The 1,273-nt window shown below is 60.7% G+C and carries 1 protein-coding gene; it reads left to right on the top strand.

From position 1 onward, the window contains the following. A partial coding sequence (locus RCF13_RS00195) for a PLP-dependent aminotransferase family protein (RefSeq protein ID WP_308140669.1) occupies positions 1–1,273 on the top strand: 1,273 nt, incomplete at both ends.

Below are 1,273 nucleotides of genomic sequence, written 5' to 3'. Positions count from 1 at the left end.
GACACGGTCGAGGCGGCTTATGCGCAGTTGCATGCGGAGGGCTTTATCGACCGCAGGGTCGGCAGCGGCAGTTTTGTGGCGCAGATTACGGAGTTCACACCCGGTCATCGCATTTCCCAGCGGGATGCGCTTTTGCGCAATCAGGCGCCTAATCTCAGCAAACGGGGCAATGCCATGTTCCGAAGCGGCGGGGTACGCGAAATGCTGATCCCACGGCCCTTCGCGCATGGCGTGCCGGAAACCCGTACCTTTCCACTTCAGACCTGGGAGCGGCTGGAACGGCAGGTGCGCAAGGAGGCCGGGGTGCAGGCATTGCTTCATGGCGATCCTCAGGGAACCGAGCCATTGCGCCGCGCCATTGCTGACTATGTGAACCTTGAACGCGGCGCGCGCGCTACCGCCGACCGTGTATTGGTGCTGACCAGCTCGCAGCAAGCCCTGTCACTGTGTGCCAATATGCTGCTTGATCCTGGCGAGGCGATCTTCATTGAAGACCCGGCCTACTATGGCGCGCGCAAGGCGTTCGATGCCGCGGGACTCGAATGCGTCCCGATCCGCCTCGACCGGCAAGGACTCGTCATCGAGCAGATCATGGCCGAACCACAGAGGGCCAAGGCTGTTTTTCTGACGCCCTCCCATCAGTTCCCGACTGGTGCCACGCTGGCCCTGGATCGCCGCCTGGCTTTAATAGAATGGGCGTCGCGGCATCAGACCTGGATCATCGAGGACGATTACGACAGCGAGTTCCATTATGCCGGCAAGCCAACCGCCTGCGTGCAAGGCCTCGATCCACACGACCGCACTATTTATATCGGCACCTTTACCAAGTCGCTCTTTCCTGGTTTGCGTATCGGTTACATGGTCTTGCCGCCGCAACTGGTGAAACCGCTAACGGCTGCGCGCACGCTTCTCGACGGTCATACCGCACCGATGGCGCAACTGACACTGGCCCGCTTCATGGAGGGTGGGCATTTCGGAGCGCATGTACGCTCGATGCGGGGCGTCTATGCTGAACGGCTCGACGTGCTCGTCAGGCTGATCGACAAGCATTTGTCCGGCTTTGTCGAAGCTCGCGTCCCCACCGGCGGCCTGCAGATGCCGTGCGTTTTGACAAGCGATCTCCCGGAGCGCGTCACCATTGATGCTGCACGACGTGTCGGCATTGAGCTTCTTGGATTATCGGCACTTCATGCGACCGGCAAAGCAAAGGCTGGGTTCCTGATGGGCTTTGCCGCCTACACGCCTTCCGAAATCGAGACCGCAGTCAGGAAGC

This window comes from Stenotrophomonas maltophilia group sp. RNC7, from assembly GCF_030910085.1.
Lineage (GTDB): Bacteria > Pseudomonadota > Gammaproteobacteria > Xanthomonadales > Xanthomonadaceae > Stenotrophomonas > Stenotrophomonas sepilia.
This window is presented reverse-complemented; position numbering and strand designations above follow the sequence as displayed.